The following is a 17,409-nucleotide window of genomic DNA, read 5'->3' on the forward strand; positions in this document are numbered from 1 at the left end:
AGACCGCAGGCCATGAGAGAGCCACACCAATGACACCGGTGGGCAGCCGCAATGTGGGAGCGTCTCGCCGAGCACCTGGACCGAGTCTGGCCGGACATCGATCCTGCAGGAAGTCTCTAAGTAGCCGCTGTCGGTGCCCGGAAGAAGACGACGACCTTGCCGTCCGCGTTCGCGTAGGCGGGCATCCCGTACCAGGTCTTTGGCGACAGCTGCGGGGCGGCAGCGGTCACGGTGATATGCACGCGCTCGGCGAGCGCACGGTCCTCCGGCGCCATCTGCGCGATCCTGTCGAGGACCGCCTGCAACCCGTCGGCCTTCTTGGTGCCCTTCTTGCCCTCGGCGCGCAGCTCGGCGGCGCGCTCCTTCATCGCGGCACGCTCCTCGGCGCTGAAGCCGTCGGACTCGGTCGGGTCAGGACAGTCCTGACACGAGTTCGGCGATGTCCTGGGCGCAGCCGTAGGACAGTGTGACGCCGGCGCCACCGTGGCCGTAGCAGTGCACTACCGGGCCGCGGTCGGTGAACTCGGCTTCCAGCCGCACGGTCGGGCGCCCGGGACGTAGGCCCACGCGATGGCTGAGGATGCGGGCCTTGTCGAGCGCGGGTACGAGCTCGGTGCACCGTTTCAGGATGTCCGTGATCGTTTGCGGCCTGACGGTCAGATCCTCGTCGCCCTCCTCCGCGGTGCCGCCGAGCAGCACGGTGTCAGTCCTGGGTACGACGTAGATCAGTCGTTCGGGATCGTTCTGGTCGAGTAGCCATTCGGTCAGGCCGAACTGTGCGACGACGATTACCTGTCCCCGCACCGGTGTGAGGGTCTCGTCGTGGATCAACTCTCTGGAGCCCAGCCCGGTGCAGTTCACCACGGCGTCGACGTCCTCGAACGCCTCGGCCAGATCATCCACGTACCGGGTCCGGACGGCGACCCCCGCCGTTTCCAACTGACCGAGCAGCCATGGCAGATGCACCGCCATGTCCACCACCGGAACGCTCAGCTCGTAACCGTCGACGTAGCCGGCCGGCAGTCGCTCGACGGCAACCCGACCCAGCTCGGGAACCGCTTCCCGCCACCAGGGGTCGGAGGTGTGCTGGCGGAACAACTCCTGCCCGAGGCGCATCCGAACGCCGGCGGCCGGATCGGAGGTCAGGCCGAGCAGCACCTGGTAGGTGATCGCCGACCATCGGGTCACGTCCGCCTCGGGGTATGCCCGGTAGGGATACCAGAGCGCCGCGGCGACCGACGATGTGGTGCTACTCCCCGTCTTCTCGGCAACTACGTCGACCTCATGACCGGTTTGCGCCAGACGGAGTGCACTTGTCAAGCCCACAACACCGGCACCGACGACCCTGACCTTCATGCCTTGAGATCACACCACATCGGGGTGCCTCGGGGGCGGCGGGTGCCGTGCTCCCAACAGCGCACGCAGGTTTCGGACACGGTGACCGGCGGAAGCGAACTCCCGCCGGCTTCGCGCGCCTCGCGCAGCGACCCGGCGGTCATGCGCGAGGTCACCGTGGGAGGGAGTCCGCCAGGTCGCTGGCCAACCCGTCCGCCGATACCAGCGGGATCGGCTGGAACATCGTCGGCTCGTCCTCGGGGAAGAGCGCGGTCGGTCCGTAGATCCAGTCCGTGAAGGAGCAGTCGTCGACCTTGCGGGCGCGGAGCAGGACGTTGCGCTGCTCGCGCTCGACGCCGTCGAGGTGCCACAGTTCGCCCCACGCGCGAGCCGTCAGCAGCACGCGTCGGCAGTGCTCCGGTCGGACCGCCTCGTAGGCCGCGAGTGCGCCCGCCCAGTCGACGGCGCCGCCGTCGCCCCGAAGTCGCTTGACGTGCTCGGCGAGTACCCAGCCGTCCTCGATCGCCATGATCGCGCCCTGCGCCATGTATTGCAGCGGCGGGTGGGCGGCGTCGCCCAGGAGGGCGATCCGGCCGTCGACCCAGGTGGTGATCGGGTCGCGGTCGTACATCCGCCACCACTTGTCGCGCCACATGTGGGGCAGTCCCTGCTGAACGGCGTCGCAGGTTCCGGCGAAGGCGGTGTCGAACTCGTCGGGTGTTCCCCAGTCCTCGAGCCCGGCGAGTGCCTTGGGGGACTCGAAGACGGCGACCTGGTTGAGGAGGTCGCCACCGCGCAGTCCGTAGTGGACGAAGTGGCAGCGGGGGCCGACGTACACGACGACCTCGGAGAGGTCGACCGGGCGGCCCACCTCCGCGATCGGCACGGTGCCGCGGTAGGCGACGTAGGCCGAGGAGACGGGCTGGTCGTCGACGACGAGCTTCCGGGCGACGGAGTGCAGGCCGTCGGCCGCGATCACCACGGCCCCCTCATGGACGGTGCCGGCGTCGGTCGTCGCGGTGGCCTTGTCCCCTTCCTGCGAGTACGCCGTGACCCGCTGCTCGGTGAGCAGTTCCACGCCGGCCTCGCGACAGGCATCGAGGAATAGTCCGTGCAGGTCGCTGCGGTGGATGACCAGGTACGGGAAGCCGTACTTCCGCTCGAGGTCACGGAGGTCGAGCGAGGTCAGGTCGCTCCCGTCGACCGCGTCGCGCATCACCATTCTGTCGGGTACGACGCCGCGGGCCTTGGCCTCTTCGAGCAGCCCGTAGTCATCGAGCATCCGCGTGCAGTTCGGTGCGAGCTGGATACCCGCGCCGACCTCGCCGAATTCCTTCGCCTGCTCGAGGACCCGCACCTTCAGTCCGCTGCGGGACAGCGCGAAGGCGGTGCTCAGCCCGCCGATTCCGCCACCGACGATGACAACGTCAGGGGTGCTCATGTTCCTTGCCTCCTCAGAGCCAGGGGCCGAGGTCCGGAACCCCGGTGAGGGAGTGGGGGCGGCCGGCCAGGTAGGCGACCACCTCGGGCAGCGGTCCGTCGGGAACCCCGACGAGACCGCGCCTGGCCTGGATGTCCACCGCGAGCGCGGTGAGGAATCCGTCGGGGAGGTCGGCGAAGGCCAGCCCCGTGCCGAGATCGACGGCGTGCACGCAGACCTCGCGGGCCCGGAGCCACGGGATCTCCGTGGCGGAGACTGTGCGGCCTTGCGCGGTGACGACCTCGGCGCGCCACTGGTCCGTGGTGAGGGCGTCCATCGCGACCGCGAGGTTGCGCGCGGATCGGTTCATCCACGCCGCCAATTGGGTCGCGGAGTGCTTCGCGCCGGACTCGATGTCGGCGTTTCGCTGGTCCATCGAGGAGTACATCGGCGTCCGCTCGCCGGTCCTGGCCCAGTGCACGAGGTTGCCGAGCGCGTCGGCGTTGGCGGCGACGTGCGCCGCGAGGTGCTTGCGGGTCCAGCCGGGCAGCGCGCTGGGCTCGGTCATCGCCTGCTCGTCCAGCGCGGCGACCTGCGTGGCGAGCAGCTCCGTTCCGTGCTCGACCCACTTCAGCGCGTCGATGTGCGTGTGCGGCATCAGGACTCCTTGACGACCTGGTTGGTGCAGGCACCGATACCGGCGATCTCGGTCACGACGGTCTCGCCGCCGGTGAGGTAGACCTTCGGGTCGCGCGCGTGGCCAACACCTGCGGGCGTGCCGGTCGCGATCAGGTCGCCCGGGTTGAGTCGGATGACCGTGGACACGTACCGCACCAGGTGCACCGGGTCGAAGAGCAGCGTGCCGGTGTCGTCCTGTTGCATGACCTGGCCGTCGACGGTCGTCTTCACCTCGAGCGCCGGGCGGACCCCGCCGACCTCGTCGGGCGTCACCACGTACGGGCCGACAGGGGTGGAGGAGTCCCAGATCTTGCCCTGGGTCCACTCGACGGTCCGGAACTGCCAGTCGCGGACAGAGATGTCGTTCATGACGGTGAAGCCGGCGATGGCGGCCTCGGCCTCCGCCTCGGTGGCCCGCCGCACGGGCTTGCCGACGACGATGACGAGCTCGACCTCCCAGTCGAGGGCGTCGGTCTCGGCGGGCTTGGCGATGGGGTCGTTGGGCCCGATGAGGGTGTCGGCGAACTTGGTGAAGAGGGTCGGGTACGCCGGCAGCTCGCGACCCATCTCCTTGATGTGGTTGGTGTAGTTGTGGCCGACGCAGACCACCTTCGACGGGTGGGGCACCACCGGAGCCAGGTCTGCGCCCTCGGCCGGCCAGGTCTCACCGGTCGCGGAGGCCGCGATCGTGGCCCAGTCGTCCTGCGCGAACAGGGCGCCGAGGTCCTCGTAGCCGAGGTCGACGAGGACGTCCCCGTCGAGGCGGACGGCACGGGTACCGCCGTTGACGCGGAGGGTGGCGAGTTTCATCGGAGGGTCTCCTGACGGTCGAGTCGGAGCGCCTCGAAGACGGGCGCGTCCGAGAAACGGAAGAGGTCGAGGGCACCGGAATCGGAGTCAGTGGTGCCGGCCTCGGACCGGGCGGAGAACGGCTCCCAGGACGGGACCACGAACAGGTCGCCCCGGGTGACTGACCAGGTCCTGTCGCCGACGGTCACCGTGCCGGAGCCGTCGAAGACCTGGTAGACCGACGAGCCGGTCTCGCGGACCGGTGCGGTCTCCGCGCCGCGGGCGATCCGGTGGAACTCCGCGCGGATCGTCGGGAGCACGTCCGTGCCGTCGTGGGGGTTGCTGAACCGGACGGCCGCGTGGCCGGGCTCGACGGTGCCGCCGTACCCCTCCTTCTCCAGCAGCAGTTGGTCGTCGAGGGCGGCGTCCGTGTGCTCCCACTTGTAGGCCAGCAGCGGTGATCCGGGGGCGACCTCGCCCACCGACAGCGGACGCAGGCCCGGGTGGCCCCACAGCCGCTCGGAGCGCGAGCGCTCCGGCGTGATCCGCTCAGCCTCGCTGATCTTCTCGCGGCCGAACTGGAAGAACTGCGACTCGGTGACGTACTGGAACGGGATGTCGAGGCCGTCGATCCAGGCCATCGGCTCGGAGGTCACGTTGTGGTGGGCGTGCCAGTTCCAGCCGGCCTGCGGCAGGAAGTCGCCGCGGCGCATCGGGACCGCGTCGCCGACCGCCGTCTCGCCGCTGCCGCCGACCACGGTCCACACGCCGGAGCCCTCGACGACGAACCGGAAGGCGTGCTGGGTGTGCCGGTGCTCGGGTGCGTCCTCGCCGGGCATCAGGTACTGGATCGCCGCCCACAGCGTCGGCGTCGCGAACGGCCGACCGCCGAGCGTCGGGTTCGCCAGGGCGATCGCACGACGTTCACCCCCGCGGCCCACCGGGACGATGTCGCCCGCCTTCTCAGCCAGGCGAAGCAGGTTCTCCCAACGCCACAGGTGCGGCACGGCGCGCGACCGCGGATGGGCCGGCATCAGGTCGCCGATCTCGGTCCAGAGCGGCACCAGCAGCTCCTGCTCGAAGCCGCGGTACAGCTCCTCGAGCGCCGGCGTCACGTCCGGCTGGCCCGGCGCCGAGACCGCCTTCAGGTGGACGGGGGGGTCAGTCGTGCTCATGTCGCCTACGATGACGCTCGTCGCCTCGACGGAACTTGAGATTCTGCAGGACGGAACGAGCAGGACATGGGCAGTGCGGAACCGAAGACCCCGCCGACGTACGTCGTGACCAGTGCCGACCATGCGCTCCGGATCGCGGTCATGCTGCAGTTGGAGGGCCGGCTCACGGTGAGCCAGGTCGCCGAGCGGCTCGGCGTGGCGCGGTCGACAGCCCACCGGTTGCTGCAGACGCTCGTCTACCGCGACTTCGCGGTCCAGGACGACCAGCGTGTCTACCATCCGGGCCCGGTCCTCGAGCTCGCCACGCACTCACAGTCGCGCACGTCGCAGCTCCGGGCCGCTGCGCTGCCGCATCTCCAGCGGCTCGTCGACGTGGTGGGGGAGTCGGCGAACCTGGCGATCCGCACGGGCGACACGACGCGGTTCATCGCGAGCGTGGAGTGCCGGCAGGCGCTCCGGGTGGGTTCGCGCGAAGGGATGGTGTTCCCGGCCCACCGCACCACGGCCGGGCTCGTGCTGCTCGCCGAGCTCCAGCCGGCCGAGGTGGACGACCTCTACGCCGCTGAGCGGTACGTCCAGCGCCCTGACGACCGACCGGACCTGGCGACCCTCCGGGGCCGGCTCACCCGTGTCCGCCGGGCCGGTTTCGCGCTCAACAACGGGCTGTCGGAGCGGGGGATCGTCGCGATCGGTGTCCCGGTCCGGGACGCAGACGGAACGGCGCTCGCCGGGCTCTCTGTCTCGATGCCGGCGGTCCGCTACGACCGCCATCAGCTTCCGGCGCTCGTCGCCACCCTCCAGGGGGCTGCCGGGGCCATCGAGGCAGGCGGCCACTGAGCGGACGCATGCACCACGTGCATGTCACGGCATGAGGAACATTTGTTGGCCTGATGTGGGCGTGGTCACTTCAATGGGTTCACCGAACCACCGACCCGAGGTGAACCCATGACGGATTCAGCCGTTCCGATCTCCGATCTCGACCTGTTCGACGACCCGGTGCTCGTCGACCCGTACCCCTCGTACGCGGCACTGCGCGGCCTTGGCGGCGTCGTCCACCTCCCGGCGAACGACGTCTATGTGCTCACGAGGTACGACGTCATCCGTAACGCCCTGGGTGACTGGGAGAGCTTCTCCTCGGAAGGGGCGATCGGGTTCAACCCGATGGTCAACGAGGCGCTCACGGGCACGTCCCTCGCCTCGGACCCGCCGGTCCACACGCAGCTGCGGGCGACCCTGACCGCGAACCTGTCGCCGCGTGCGCTCCGCGGCCTGAAGGACAGCATCGACGCCAAGGCCGACGCCCTCGTCGAGGAACTGGTCAACAAGGGCTCGTTCGAGGCCATCGACGGGCTGGCTCGCGCCCTGCCGCTCGAGGTCGTCGCGGATCTCATCGGGTTCACCGGCCAGGTCCGCGACAGCATGCTGCGCTGGGGCCAGGCCGCGATGCAGGTCATCGGACCGATGAACCAGCGCACCGCGGAGAGCTTCCCGATCGCCGGCGAGCTGTACGCCTGGTGCTCGACCGTCACTGCCGAGGACCTGGCGCCCGGCTCGGTCGGCCGGGGGGTCTTCGAGGCCGAGGCGCGCGGCGACATCCCGCCCAACACGGCGGGCCACATCATCCATCAGTACCTCGGTGCCGGCGTCGACACCACGATCGCCTCGATCGGCAACATCGTGGCCCTGTTCGCGGCCCACCCCGAACAGCTCGCGCTGGTCCGGGAGAACCCGTCGCTGGTGCCGGCCGCGTTCAACGAGGTGCTCCGCTACTGGGCGCCGCTCCATGCCTGGGGACGTCGCGCGACCCGGGACGTGGAGGTCGACGGTGTCGTGGTCCCGCAGGGCGCGAAGGTCGCGATCCTGTTCGGCGCCGGCAACCGGGACCCACGCCACTACGAGGACCCCGACGCGTTCCTGGTCGAACGCAACCCGATCGACCACCTGTCCTTCGGGTACGGCCCGCACGGCTGCGCCGGACAGGGGCTGGCCCGGCTCGAGGCGCATGCCGTCATCGAGGCGCTGGCCCGCCGGGTCGGTCGCCTGGTCGTCGGCCCGGAGGTCCGGGTCCCCAGCAACATCACCCGCAGCATCGAGGAGCTGCCCATCCTGGAGGTGGCGCCGGCATGAGGATCGTCCTGGACCGTCCGCGCTGCGAGGGACACGGGCTGTGCGAGGAGGCCGCGCCCGACCTGATGCACCTCGACGACGACGGCGAGCTGGTGCTCGACCGTGAGGAGATCAGCGACGCCGACTCCGCGCTGGCCAACGCTGCTGTCCGGGTCTGCCCGGTCGCGGCCTTGCGCCTGGTATGAGTACGCCGATCCAGCGGGTCGTCGTCGTCGGAAACGGCATCGCGGGCCTCACGGCTGCCGACACGCTGCGTAACGTCGGCTTCGACGGGAAGCTCACCATCGTCGGCGACGAGACTCACGCGGCGTACAGCCGTCCGGCTCTGTCGAAGGCGTTGCTGCTCGACGGCGACGACATGTCGTCCCACGAGCTTCCGCCGACCACCCACGGGGCGACCGAGCTCCTGGGCGTACGCGCGACCGGACTCGACGTCGACCGTCGACTCGTCACGCTCGACGACGGCGCGGCCCTTCCGTACGACCGCGTCGTCCTTGCCACTGGATCCCGTGCGCGACGGTTGTCCGACCTTCCCGAGGAGCTCACCCTGCGCGGCCTCGACGATGCGCTTGCCCTGCGCAAGCGCCTCGCTGGACGACCGTCGGTCGTCGTGGTCGGCGGGGGCCCGCTCGGCATGGAGATCGCGTCGGGCTGCCTGACTGCGGGTTGTCAGGTCACCCTTGTCTCCCAAGGCGTGCCATTGATCCTGCAGCTGGGCCCATACCTGGCCGAGGTCTTCGGCAAGGCAGCGCTGGAGCGGGGGCTCACCATCGTCGAGACCGGATCGGCGCGACTCGATCGGCGGGGCGGCGAGGCACAGGTCGTCCTCGACGACGGCGTCGTCCTCGAGGCCGAGCTGGTGGTGACCGCCGTCGGCGACGTCCCGAACATGGAGTGGCTCGCGGACACCGGCCTGGCCGACCAGGGCGTCGTTCAGGTCGACTCCCGAGGACTGGTCCGGCCCGAGATCGCTGCCGTCGGCGATTTGGCTGCGTTCCCGACGCCTTACGGCCTGCGACGCATCCCGCTGTGGAGCAGCGCCGTCGAGCAGGCGAAGGTGGCTGCGGCTGCCCTCGTTCGGGGGGACGACACGCCACCGCTTCAGTTCCAGCCGTACTTCTGGACCGAGCAGTTCGGGCTCAGTCTCAAGGCCGTCGGCTATCTCCCGCTGGACGGAGAGCCGACGTACGTCGAGGGAGGGCCCGGCGGTCCGGCGCTGATGCGCTGGTCGCACGACGACGGCTCCGGTGCGGCGGTGGCGCTGAACCACCGGATACCGATCCCACGACTGCGTCGCGTGAGCCAGATGGCCGGGTAGGGTTTCGCCGCGATGAGCGATGACGGAGAGGGCACCACGGGTTTCGGGTTGTATCGACTGACATCGGTCAACCTCAACCTGCTGGTGCCCCTCCTCGCGCTCCTGGAGGAGCGCTCGGTGACGAAGGCGGCTGAGCGCGTCGGTCTGACGCAGCCGGCAATGAGCCACGCGTTGGGTCGCATGCGGCGTCTCTTCGGCGACGACCTGCTCGTCCGGCAAGGGAGCAGTCTCACGCTGACCCCGCGCGCGCTTGAGCTGATCGGACCGTTGCGGGCGACGCTCCAGCAGGCTGCGAACGTGGTCAATTTCCCGGGCTTCGATCCGGCGAGGGATCGTCGTGTCATCACCATCGCGATGACCACCAGCACGGCCTTCGTCCTCGGGGCGCGGCTGGTTCGACTCGTCGCGGAACGAGCCCCGAACGCGACCCTCCGCGTGCGCACCATCACCGTGCCGGCCGAGACCACCTTCACCGAGCACGGTGTCGACGTCGTGCTGCTCTCCGAGGGGTTCACGTCGCCGTACCCGCGGGAGCGCCTGTACGACGACCGCATCGTGGTGGTGGCCTCGGCAGACACATCACCGGAAGCAAGCGCGCTCGACCTGTTGACCACGCAGCCGCACATCGTTGTCGACACCGAGCGGCGGGTCTTCCCGTACTCGGTGCTCGACGAGAAGGAGGTCACCTACCGCGTCGGCCAGCTGATCTCCGACTTCCTGCTCGTCCCGTACCTGGTCGGACGTGCCGGCGGGGTCGCCCTCCTCCGCTACCGGGTAGCCGCTGAGATGCGGACGCTCGTCGACCTACGGATCGAGGAGTTCCCGTTCCAACTCCCCGGGCTGGGCATCGACATGGTGTGGAACCCGCATCTGGGCGACCACTACTTCATCTCTTGGCTGCGCCAGCTCCTGTTCGACGCAGCGAGGCCCTGACGCGCATCAGCGCAGGCGCCCGATCGAGCCGACCCAGCTCTCGGTGAGGACGTCCAGCATCTCGTCCTGCCCGACGCCCCAGGTCCCCGGTGTCCAGTGGCGCGCGACGTAGTCGAGCTCGGTGATGGCGATGACGCTGCGAAAGTGGCGGGTGCCGGCTGGAAACCGGTCGGCACGGTCGAGCCCGTCCTTGATGTCACCGATGGCCTCGTTCAGCCACTCGTCGACGAGCGCGCGGATCTCGGGGTCGACGGCTGCGGCCTCGAAGGCGGCCGTGGTGTAGGGGCGAATCACATCCCATCGTTCCGAGGCCGACGCGAGCCATGCGTGGATCCGCTCAGGCGAGCCGTCCTCGACCACGGCGACCAACTCACGCTCGGTCGACCCGTGCTCGGCAGAGGGGACCCGGTCGAGCGCGGCGTTGAGCCGCTCCGAGACGAGGGCCTTCATCAGATCGACCTTGGAGGGGAAGTACGCATAGAAGGTCACCCGCGTCGTTCCCGCCGCCGAGGCGATGTCGTCGACCGTCGTCGCCGCATAGCCCTTGGACACGAACAGGTCCAGGCCGGCGTCGAGCAGGAGCTTCCGCGTCATCTCCTTCTGTGCCTCACGAAGCGTCGCCATGCCCGCCAGCATAGAGCAGGGCGGCTGTGTTCTTCGCTTACCGACCGCTCTGAGTACGTCTTGCTCAGACTCTTGACGGCGTGTCAAGTCTCATGACACCTTGCACATCTAACTGGTGACCGCGCTCACTTCGGGTGGCCGATCCCGGGCGGCCGGAGCTGATCGCCCGCTTATCGACAAGGAAGAAATCCGCTATGACGCAGACCGCTGCGCGCAAGCAGGGCTACACCGCCACGGTGGTCGCCGGCTGCTTCGCCGTACTCCTCGCGCAGGTGGCGTACTCGCTGCCCGGCGCGCTCAATGGCACCTTCCAGCAGGAGTTCCAGACCACCGGTGCCGAACTGGCCTGGATCACGGCCGCCTTCGCCATCCCCATGGTCGTCTTCGAGCTGACCACCGGCGTGATCGGTGACCTGTTCGGTCGCAAGCGGCTGCTGCAGGTGGGTGCTCTGCTGACCGTTGCCGGCTCGCTCGTCAGCTACCTCGCCGAGACGGTCCAGATCCTGTGGGTCGGGCAGGTCGTCGCGGGTCTCGGAGCCGCGATCCTCTACCCGATCTCGCTCGCCATGCTGGCCGCGGTCAGCCCGTCGCAGGAGGCCCGTTCCAGGGCCATCGCCGTCTGGGCCGGCTTCCTCTCGATCGGTGCGGCGATCTCCCCGCTGATGGGTGGGTGGCTCGCTGCAGAGGGCAACTGGCGAACGTCGTACCTCGTGGTGATCACGGCGGCGCTCGTCTCGATCGCCATCACCCAGCTCGCTGCCGACTCCTCGGCGCCGGAGGGGCGCAAGCTGGACGTACCGGGCCAAGTCACGCTGGCCCTCGGTCTGATCGCCATCCTCTTCGCTGCCACGCAGGGCTCCGAAGCCGGCTTCGCCCGCCCCGAGATCATCGGCGCCTTCGTCGCGGGCCTCGTGCTCCTGGGTGCCTTCGTCGTGATCGAGCTGCGGACCGACGTCCCGCTGCTGCACCTCAACATCTTCGCCAACCGTTCCTACGCGATCGTCGCGATCGCCACGGTGGTCGGCATGTTCGCCTTCCTCGCGACCTGCTTCTCGATGAGCATCTGGCTCGGCGCGATCCAGCACCAGAGCGCTCTGAAGATCGGCGTGCTGTTCCTGTTCATCCAGGGGCCGGCCTTCGTGCTGGTGCCGGTTGTCTCCCACCTGATCCGGAACTTCTCGCCCCGTTGGGTGCTCACCGTCGGCTTCGCCCTCATCGCCGTCAGCGGCATCTGGTGCTCGATGTTCGACATTCACGACATGAGCTGGACGCAGTTCATCGGTCCGATGCTGGTCCTCGGTGTCGGCTTCGCGCTCACCGTCGGCTCGATCACGGCGGTCGCGATCAACACCGTTCCGCTGCGGCTCGCCGGCATGGCCAGTGCCACCACCAACCTGCTCCGCGACTTCGGCTTCGCTCTCGGTCCGGTGCTCATCGCCGCGTTCGCGATCAGCCGGGCGAACAGTGACCTGAACGCTGGTGTCGGCGGGGCGATCGGCGAGTCCGGGCTCCAGCCGCCGTACACCGACATCGCCGGGGGCATCGCGCATTCCGGTGGCGCCATGGCGATCAACTCGATGCCGGTCGTGCCCGGCGCCGGTCCGGACATGCCGCCGGTGCCGATGCCGGAGAGCCTCCACGTGCTCGCGTTCGAGTCGCTCGGCAGTGCCTACAGCCTCGCATTCCTGGTCGCCGGCCTCTGTGCCTCCGCTGCCGCGGCTCTGACGCTGTTCGGACTCTTCGGGTCGAAGCGTGCCGACGTCGAAGAGCCTCTGATCGACGAGGAGCTCGTCGCCGCCGGGTGACCGGAGAGTCGCCGAACCGGGTCGAGGTCCCCGCTTCGCGGAGGTGGGACCTCGACCTGTCCCGTACGGGCAGGCAATCCAATTAACCTCCTGACTAAACTCTTGACACGATGTAAACCGACGTGACACCGTTCACGTCGGCGGCGTGACCGCAGTCACTTGCCGAGACCGAGAGGAGTGCCAGTGATGGGCGCCCAGACTGCCGAGGACACCACCGGCAGCACCGTCAACACCGTCCTTGGCCCCGTTTCCGCGCAGCAGCTGGGGGTCGTCGCGGTTCACGAGGCTCTGCTGTCGGTCGTTCCGGGAGCGGAGTACGGGTTCGACGTCACCATCGATCGTGCCGAGATCTTCCAGACCCTGGCCGAGAAGCTGAAGGACTTCCGCAGGCACGGCGGCGGGACGATCGTCGACAGCACCGGCATGTTCCACGGGCGCGATGTGCGGCTGTACGAGGCCCTCTCGCGCACGACTGGCGTGCACATCGTCGCGTCGGCGGGCCAGGGCCCCGAGGAGATGCTCGGCGGCTACTTCCTGACGCCGCAGACCAATCCTCCGACGCCATGGCCGGCCGAGAAGTTCGCCGACCTCTTCGCCAAGGAGGTCACCGAGGGCATGGTGGTTCCCCGTGTCGAGCGGCGGGGTGCCGCGGGCCTCGTGGCCACCGCCGCGACCCTCGGGGGCATGACCCCGACCGACGAGAGCCTGTTCCGCGGTGCGGCCCGCGCCGCCTTGACCACCGGCGTCCCGGTGTCCATCCGCTACGGCAGCGACGCCGTGCGCGACCTCGAGGTCCTCCTAGACGAGAAGCTGCCGGCCGACCGCGTCGTCGTCGGCGGGCTCGACCGCAAGGACGCCGTCGCCGCCGGAGCGCCGCTCCAGGTCGCGACCCGCGGCGCCTACGTCGGCCTCGACCACGCGGGCACCGAGGACGACGCCCACATCACCGACGCCGAGCGCGCCGCCCTGGTCGCCGGGCTGGTCGAGGCCGGCCACGGCAACCGGATCCTGCTTTCGAGCAACGCGACCGGCGTCGCCAAGGGACACCCGGCCAACGACCTGCCCTACAGCTACGTCCTGACCACGTTCGTCCCCCTCCTCAAGGCACAGGGCCTCAGCGACGAGGACGTCCAGCGGATCCTCGTCGACAACCCGCGCGACCTGCTGTCGGTGCGCTGAGCGCGCGACAGCCCAAGACATCAAGCTTCTTCTCCCAAAGGTGGGTGTCGTGTCGAGAGTGAACACCGTCCTGGGGCCGATTCCGACCGAGGAACTGGGTCTCGTGGCCGTCCACGAGCACATCGGGTACGGCATGCCGGGCTCCGAGCTGGACACGAGGTGGTGGAGGAGCCCCGAGCAGCGGTACGAGGAAACCGTCCCGAAGCTGCGCCAGTTCCACGAGTACGGCGGCGGCACGTTCGTCGACGCAACAGGCATCTGCAACGGCCGAGACGCCGACTACTACAAGTCGCTGTCCGCGAAGACCGGCGTGCACATTGTCGCCAGCACCGGCTTTGTCGGCGGCGACACCGCGCTGCCGTTCTTCGCCCGGGCGAGCGTGGAATACCTGGCCGAGCACTTCATCCACGAAATCACCGTCGGCATCGGCAACACCGGCAGCCGCGCCGGCATCATCAAGGTCGGCGTGAGCCGCGGCGGCCGCATGACGGACCTGGACAAGCGCATCTACCGCGCTGCCGCACGGGCCGCCCTGACCACCGGCGTGCCCATCCTGACCCACCTCGCAATCGACGCCGAGAACGCGATCACCATCTTCAACGCGGAGGGTCTCCCGCTCGACCGCGTCCTGTTCGGGCACGTCGACGACGGCGTCAACGCCGACAAGACCCGCGACACCTGGATCGCGGAGCAGGGCGGCCGGGTCGGGTTCGACACCTTCGGTTACGAGACCGAGCTCCCGGACCCGCCGTTCTGGGCTCGTCCGCGCAAGGAGCGGCTGGACCACTTCCTCCGGTTCATCGGCCAGGGACACCTGGGCAAGGTGCTCGCCTCGGCCGACGCCAACTGCAGCCCGCTGGGCTGGCCGGGCGTGGAGGGCCACACCGTGAACTACATCTTCGAGGACCTCATCCCGGACCTCCGCGCTGCCGGTCTCGACGAGGCCGCGATCAAGACCATCTTCGTCGAAAACCCCGCTGACTTCCTGACGATCCAGCACTGACAAGGACAAGAACCATGCAGACCTCATACTTGAAAAGCCTGAACATCGCCATCGTCGGCGGCGGGTACGGCGGCGCTGCCGCGGCCAAGGCCCTCAGCCTCCTCGGGGCCGACGTCAACGTGTACGAGCAGGCGAACCAGATCCGCGAGGTCGGCGCCGGCATCGGTCTGCGCCCCTTCACCATGGACCGGTTCCGCCAGTGGGGGATCTTCGACGCGATCGCGAAGGTGAGCTCGGCGAGCGACTACTTCGAGATCCTCACGGCCACCGGTGAGCCGATCATGAAGGACGAGTGGCCGGGCATCCACGACTTCGCCGAGGTGACCAAGACCCACCTGATCCACCGCGGGGACTTCATCGACGCTCTCCTGGGTGTGCTACCCGAGGGCATGGTGCACCTCGGTCACAAGCTGGAGACCATCGAGGACCAGGGCGACCGCGCGACGCTCACCCTCGCAGGCGGCGAGAAGGTGACCGCCGACCTCGTGATCGGGGCCGACGGCATCCGCTCCGTGGTCCGTGAGCAGCTGTTCAGCGACAAGGCTCCGGTGTTCTCCGGTGAGCGCGCCTACCGCGCGGTGATCTCCGCCCACGGCGCCCACGGGCTGGTCGTCGACGACAACCTCCGGATGTACCTCGGCAGGGGCACGAAGGTCTACCTGCTGCCGCTGCGCCACCGCAACCAGGTGTCGTTCGACGTCACCGCCCTGTGCCCGGACGGCACCTGGGCGCCGAAGGTCACCAAGGACGACCTCCTGGCGACGGTGGACGGCTTCGACGAGCGAATCGTGAACATCGCGCGCGACCTCGACATGGACACCCTCAACGTCCGCGCCGTCTACGACATCGACCCGGTCGACACGTGGCACTCGGACTCCGTCGCCCTGCTCGGCGACGCGGCCCACTCGATGCTGCACCACCAAGGCCAGGGCGCCAACTCGGCGATCATGGACGCCGGCGCCCTCGCCGACGCCCTGCTGAAGGCGGAGTCCGTCAAGGAGGCGCTGGCCCTCTACCAGGCGACCCGCAAGCGCGTCACCGACGAGCTGCAGCGCATCTCGCGTCAGGGCTGGACCGAGGACGAGGTCAACGACGTCTTCCCCGGCCAGAAGCCCGCGGCCCGGTCGCAGGCCTGACGCCATGGCCCTGCACCCCGAGATCGCCAAGGTCGTCGCCAGCCTCCCCGCGCCGCCCCCGGGTCCGCTGGACCCGGAGGCCATGCGCGCCGGCGAGGAGGCGATGGTTCCCCCGCTGGAGGAGCGCCTGCCGCTCCACTCCGTCGAGGACACGACCGCCCAGACCCCGGCGGGCGACGTACCCGTGCGCATCTACACGCCGGTCGATGCCGAGGCGTACGGCCTGCTGGTCTACTTCCACGGCGGCGCCTTCTTCCTCGGCAGCCTGGACACCCACGACCACGTCGCACGGTCGCTAGCGAAGGAGACCGGCCTCAAGGTGGTCTCCGTCGGCTACCGCCGGGCGCCCGAGGCCGCTTTTCCGGCCGGACTCGAGGACTGCTCCGGCGTGGTCCGCTGGGCCGCCGAAAACGGCCAGCAGCTCGAATGGGACGACACGACCCTGGCGATCGCCGGCGACAGCTCGGGCGGCACCTTCGTCGCGGCCGTCGCCGCGTTGGCCCACGACGAGGGATTCGATCGCATCACGCACCAGGTCCTCTTCTACCCCTCGCTCGATCTCGACTTCGACGTCGACCGCTACGCCTCGCTGCGCGAGAACGCCGTCGGCTACGGCCTGGAGACGGCGGGGCTGAAGCCGTTCAACGCCTTCTACCTCAGCAGCGGAGCCGACCCCGCCGATCCGCTGGTCTCGCCGATCAAGCGGGCCGACCTCACCGGGCTGCCGCCCGCGCTGATCGTGACCGCGGAGCACGACCCGCTGCGTGATGAGGGCGAACTCTACGGCCAGCGCCTCAAGGAGGCCGGAGTCGACGCCACGGTGAGTCGCTACGCGGGCGCCGGCCACGGATTCGTGCAGCACTTCTCCTGGATCGCGGCGTACCACCGGGTCTTCGACGAGACGGCCGCGTTTCTGAGAGGCGAGTCATGACCCACGTGAAGGTTCATCCCTTGGTCTCGCCGTGGGGCCGGTTCGGTCTGTACAGCTTCTTCATCGACGCGCCCGAGCCGGCCATCGTCGACACCGGGATCGCCTCCTCGCCCGCCGAGGGCATGGTCCCCGCGCTCGAGGCCATCGGGCGCCGCATCGAGGACGTGCGCTGGATCCTGCTGACCCACGGTCACATCGACCACGTCGGCGGCGCCTACGCCCTGTGGGAGCTCACCGGCAGGCGCGCGCAGGTGGTCATCCACGAGGCCGACGTGGCGATGCTGCGCTCGCGCCGGGCGCACGTGGATGAGTACCTCCGCGGTCGGGCGCAGTACCTGAACGACCCCGAGGGCGAGGCGAAGGTGACGGCCGCGGCCAATGCGGTCATCTCCGGCGAGATGGAGCCGACCATGCTGCTCAAGGGCGGCGAGAGCCTCTCGCTGGGTGGCGACGTCACCGTCTTCGTCCACTGGATCCCAGGCCACACGCCCGGATCGGTCGCCTATGTGATCGACGGCCAGCGCTCCGCGTTCGTCGGCGACGCCGTCCAGGTCCACGGAGCCGCCAACGGCTTCCCCGGCTACGTGGATCCGGTCGCGTACCGCGCCAGCCTGCGGTACCTGCGCGACGAGATCCGTCCGCAGCACCTGTACCTCGGGCACCCGTACCGCCGCGCGGACGGCACGCCGTACGGCGTCGAGCTCGACGCCGACCAGGCTCGGGAGGCGTTCCAGGGGAGCCTGGACATCGAGGCCGGTGTCAGCGAAGCGGCCTGCCGCTGTCTTCAGGACGGCCTGCGGGAGACGGACTCGCCGTACTCCCCGTTCGCCCCTGTCGCCGAGCGGCTCGGCTACACCGGCGACCCCACGCTCGAGCCGTCGCCGTTCTTCACGTCGATGCACGGCTACCGCACGCACTTCAACCAGAACTCGTGACAGCGGACAAGGAACTTCGCA

Annotated in this window: 18 protein-coding genes; 11 read left to right on the forward strand and 7 right to left on the reverse strand. The window is 69.3% G+C overall.

The features are described 5' to 3' along the window. Window positions 1-116: 116 nt before the first annotated feature. From DKL51_RS13525 to DKL51_RS13550, 6 genes are all read right to left on the reverse strand, one after another. Window positions 117-368 (reverse strand): DUF1801 domain-containing protein, encoded by a 252-nt coding sequence (locus tag DKL51_RS13525; protein ID WP_243420676.1) that lies wholly within the window; start codon window positions 366-368, stop codon window positions 117-119. A 43-nt stretch (window positions 369-411) separates the two neighbouring features. Continuing rightward, entirely contained in the window at window positions 412-1,356 is a 945-nt protein-coding gene (locus DKL51_RS13530; protein ID WP_109947461.1) for an FAD-dependent oxidoreductase, read from the reverse strand. Window positions 1,357-1,507: 151 nt separating this feature from the next. Continuing rightward, entirely contained in the window at window positions 1,508-2,776 is a 1,269-nt protein-coding gene (locus DKL51_RS13535; protein ID WP_109947460.1) for an FAD-dependent oxidoreductase, read from the reverse strand. A 13-nt stretch (window positions 2,777-2,789) separates the two neighbouring features. Next, on the reverse strand, window positions 2,790-3,413 hold the full coding sequence (locus DKL51_RS13540) for a maleylpyruvate isomerase family mycothiol-dependent enzyme (protein ID WP_109947459.1): 624 nt from the start codon (window positions 3,411-3,413) through the stop codon (window positions 2,790-2,792). Further along, window positions 3,413-4,243 carry a fumarylacetoacetate hydrolase family protein gene (locus DKL51_RS13545; protein ID WP_109947458.1) on the reverse strand — a complete coding sequence of 277 codons (831 nt, stop codon included), beginning with the start codon at window positions 4,241-4,243 and terminating at the stop codon, window positions 3,413-3,415. Before DKL51_RS13545 ends, DKL51_RS13540 begins: the two co-directional genes overlap by 1 nt. Next, complete coding sequence (locus DKL51_RS13550) at window positions 4,240-5,397, reverse strand: cupin domain-containing protein (RefSeq protein WP_109947457.1); 1,158 nt, start codon at window positions 5,395-5,397, stop codon at window positions 4,240-4,242. The genes DKL51_RS13545 and DKL51_RS13550 overlap by 4 nt, the downstream gene beginning before the upstream one ends. A 66-nt stretch (window positions 5,398-5,463) precedes the next feature. Here DKL51_RS13550 and DKL51_RS13555 point away from each other — a divergent pair, with 66 nt between their 5' ends. The 5 genes from DKL51_RS13555 to DKL51_RS13575 all read left to right on the forward strand — a co-directional run bounded on the left by DKL51_RS13555 (window position 5,464) and on the right by DKL51_RS13575 (window position 9,775). Continuing rightward, window positions 5,464-6,234, forward strand: coding sequence for an IclR family transcriptional regulator (locus DKL51_RS13555; RefSeq protein ID WP_109965081.1), 771 nt, complete (start codon window positions 5,464-5,466; stop codon window positions 6,232-6,234). A 108-nt stretch (window positions 6,235-6,342) separates the two neighbouring features. Continuing rightward, entirely contained in the window at window positions 6,343-7,524 is a 1,182-nt protein-coding gene (locus tag DKL51_RS13560; RefSeq protein WP_109947455.1) for a cytochrome P450, read from the forward strand. Further along, window positions 7,521-7,709, forward strand: a complete 189-nt coding sequence (locus DKL51_RS13565; protein ID WP_109947454.1) for a ferredoxin — start codon at window positions 7,521-7,523, stop codon at window positions 7,707-7,709. The genes DKL51_RS13560 and DKL51_RS13565 overlap by 4 nt, the downstream gene beginning before the upstream one ends. After that, complete coding sequence (locus DKL51_RS13570) at window positions 7,706-8,842, forward strand: NAD(P)/FAD-dependent oxidoreductase (RefSeq protein WP_109947453.1); 1,137 nt, start codon at window positions 7,706-7,708, stop codon at window positions 8,840-8,842. Before DKL51_RS13565 ends, DKL51_RS13570 begins: the two co-directional genes overlap by 4 nt. Window positions 8,843-8,854: 12 nt before the next feature. Next, window positions 8,855-9,775, forward strand: coding sequence for a LysR family transcriptional regulator (locus DKL51_RS13575; protein WP_109947452.1), 921 nt, complete (start codon window positions 8,855-8,857; stop codon window positions 9,773-9,775). Window positions 9,776-9,781: 6 nt separating this feature from the next. Here the strand turns inward: DKL51_RS13575 and DKL51_RS13580 are convergent, their stop codons facing one another. Further along, on the reverse strand, window positions 9,782-10,399 hold the full coding sequence (locus tag DKL51_RS13580; RefSeq protein ID WP_109947466.1) for a TetR/AcrR family transcriptional regulator: 618 nt from the start codon (window positions 10,397-10,399) through the stop codon (window positions 9,782-9,784). Window positions 10,400-10,593: 194 nt separating this feature from the next. Here DKL51_RS13580 and DKL51_RS13585 point away from each other — a divergent pair, with 194 nt between their 5' ends. From DKL51_RS13585 to DKL51_RS13610, 6 genes are all read left to right on the forward strand, one after another. Further along, window positions 10,594-12,204, forward strand: a complete 1,611-nt coding sequence (locus DKL51_RS13585) for an MFS transporter (RefSeq protein ID WP_109947451.1) — start codon at window positions 10,594-10,596, stop codon at window positions 12,202-12,204. A gap of 186 nt (window positions 12,205-12,390) precedes the next feature. Then, window positions 12,391-13,383, forward strand: a complete 993-nt coding sequence (locus DKL51_RS13590) for a phosphotriesterase family protein (protein ID WP_109965082.1) — start codon at window positions 12,391-12,393, stop codon at window positions 13,381-13,383. Window positions 13,384-13,432: 49 nt separating this feature from the next. Next, entirely contained in the window at window positions 13,433-14,386 is a 954-nt protein-coding gene (locus DKL51_RS13595; protein WP_109947450.1) for a phosphotriesterase family protein, read from the forward strand. A gap of 14 nt (window positions 14,387-14,400) precedes the next feature. After that, window positions 14,401-15,522 (forward strand): FAD-dependent monooxygenase, encoded by a 1,122-nt coding sequence (locus DKL51_RS13600; protein ID WP_109947449.1) that lies wholly within the window; start codon window positions 14,401-14,403, stop codon window positions 15,520-15,522. A gap of 4 nt (window positions 15,523-15,526) precedes the next feature. Beyond that, the gene (locus DKL51_RS13605; RefSeq protein ID WP_109947448.1) at window positions 15,527-16,453 is read left to right on the forward strand and encodes an alpha/beta hydrolase; all 927 of its coding nucleotides are present in this window, start codon (window positions 15,527-15,529) and stop codon (window positions 16,451-16,453) included. Beyond that, window positions 16,450-17,388: an MBL fold metallo-hydrolase gene (locus DKL51_RS13610; RefSeq protein WP_109965083.1), complete on the forward strand. Its 939-nt coding sequence runs from the start codon at window positions 16,450-16,452 to the stop codon at window positions 17,386-17,388. Before DKL51_RS13605 ends, DKL51_RS13610 begins: the two co-directional genes overlap by 4 nt. Window positions 17,389-17,409 lie beyond the last annotated feature (21 nt).

The organism is Micromonospora globispora (assembly GCF_003857015.1).
Lineage (GTDB): Bacteria > Actinomycetota > Actinomycetes > Mycobacteriales > Micromonosporaceae > Micromonospora > Micromonospora globispora.

Excerpts from the sequence above, each read along its gene's own strand:
- DKL51_RS13525 (WP_243420676.1), bottom strand. The coding sequence starts at position 368 with ATGAAGGAGCGCGCCGCCGAGCTGCGCGCCGAGGGCAAGAAGGGCACC.
- DKL51_RS13530 (WP_109947461.1), bottom strand. The coding sequence starts at position 1,356 with ATGAAGGTCAGGGTCGTCGGTGCCGGTGTTGTGGGCTTGACAAGTGCA.
- DKL51_RS13535 (WP_109947460.1), bottom strand. The coding sequence starts at position 2,776 with ATGAGCACCCCTGACGTTGTCATCGTCGGTGGCGGAATCGGCGGGCTG.
- DKL51_RS13540 (WP_109947459.1), bottom strand. The coding sequence starts at position 3,413 with ATGCCGCACACGCACATCGACGCGCTGAAGTGGGTCGAGCACGGAACG.
- DKL51_RS13545 (WP_109947458.1), bottom strand. The coding sequence starts at position 4,243 with ATGAAACTCGCCACCCTCCGCGTCAACGGCGGTACCCGTGCCGTCCGC.
- DKL51_RS13550 (WP_109947457.1), bottom strand. The coding sequence starts at position 5,397 with ATGAGCACGACTGACCCCCCCGTCCACCTGAAGGCGGTCTCGGCGCCG.
- DKL51_RS13555 (WP_109965081.1), top strand. The coding sequence starts at position 5,464 with ATGGGCAGTGCGGAACCGAAGACCCCGCCGACGTACGTCGTGACCAGT.
- DKL51_RS13560 (WP_109947455.1), top strand. The coding sequence starts at position 6,343 with ATGACGGATTCAGCCGTTCCGATCTCCGATCTCGACCTGTTCGACGAC.
- DKL51_RS13565 (WP_109947454.1), top strand. The coding sequence starts at position 7,521 with ATGAGGATCGTCCTGGACCGTCCGCGCTGCGAGGGACACGGGCTGTGC.
- DKL51_RS13570 (WP_109947453.1), top strand. The coding sequence starts at position 7,706 with ATGAGTACGCCGATCCAGCGGGTCGTCGTCGTCGGAAACGGCATCGCG.
- DKL51_RS13575 (WP_109947452.1), top strand. The coding sequence starts at position 8,855 with ATGAGCGATGACGGAGAGGGCACCACGGGTTTCGGGTTGTATCGACTG.
- DKL51_RS13580 (WP_109947466.1), bottom strand. The coding sequence starts at position 10,399 with ATGGCGACGCTTCGTGAGGCACAGAAGGAGATGACGCGGAAGCTCCTG.
- DKL51_RS13585 (WP_109947451.1), top strand. The coding sequence starts at position 10,594 with ATGACGCAGACCGCTGCGCGCAAGCAGGGCTACACCGCCACGGTGGTC.
- DKL51_RS13590 (WP_109965082.1), top strand. The coding sequence starts at position 12,391 with ATGGGCGCCCAGACTGCCGAGGACACCACCGGCAGCACCGTCAACACC.
- DKL51_RS13600 (WP_109947449.1), top strand. The coding sequence starts at position 14,401 with ATGCAGACCTCATACTTGAAAAGCCTGAACATCGCCATCGTCGGCGGC.
- DKL51_RS13605 (WP_109947448.1), top strand. The coding sequence starts at position 15,527 with ATGGCCCTGCACCCCGAGATCGCCAAGGTCGTCGCCAGCCTCCCCGCG.
- DKL51_RS13610 (WP_109965083.1), top strand. The coding sequence starts at position 16,450 with ATGACCCACGTGAAGGTTCATCCCTTGGTCTCGCCGTGGGGCCGGTTC.